Below are 669 nucleotides of genomic sequence, written 5' to 3'. Positions count from 1 at the left end.
ACGAGTGAGAATGCAGGCATGAGTAGCGATTCACACGTGAGAAACGTGTGCGCCGATTGACTAAGGGTTCCTGGGTCAAGCTGATCTGCCCAGGGTAAGTCGGGACCTAAGGCGAGGCCGACAGGCGTAGTCGATGGATAACCGGTTGATATTCCGGTACCCGCTGTGAAGCGTCAAACATCGAATCCAGTGATGCTAAGCCCGTGAAGCCGTTCCGGACCCTTCGGGGAAAGGAAAGTGGTGGAGCCGGTGGCCCAAGTTGGTAGTAGGTGAGTGATGGGGTGACGCAGGAAGGTAGTCCATCCCGGGCGGTGGTTGTCCCGGGGTAAGGGTGTAGCCCGAGTGGTAGGTAAATCCGCCGCTCATGCAGGGTGAGACCTGATGCCGAGCCGATTGTGGTGAAGTGGATGATCCTATGCTGTCGAGAAAAGCCTCTAGCGAGTTTCATGGCGGCCCGTACCCTAAACCGACTCAGGTGGTCAGGTAGAGAATACCGAGGCGTTCGGGTGAACTATGGTTAAGGAACTCGGCAAAATGCCCCCGTAACTTCGGGAGAAGGGGGGCCATGCCTGGTGATGGGCTTTACGTCCTGAGCTGGGGGTGGCCGCAGAGACCAGCGAGAAGCGACTGTTTACTAAAAACACAGGTCCGTGCGAAGCCGTAAGGCGA

The 669-nt window shown here is 57.2% G+C and carries 1 rRNA gene; it reads left to right on the top strand.

Annotation, left to right across the window (positions count from 1 at the left end):
• A 23S ribosomal RNA gene (locus tag KUM44_RS31575) occupies positions 1 to 669 on the top strand; the annotation flags it as partial.

This window comes from Streptomyces sp. AC550_RSS872, from assembly GCF_019049285.1.
Lineage (GTDB): Bacteria > Actinomycetota > Actinomycetes > Streptomycetales > Streptomycetaceae > Streptomyces.
The sequence above is the reverse complement of the archived record's forward strand: the minus strand, read 5'-3'. Positions and strand labels throughout refer to the sequence as shown.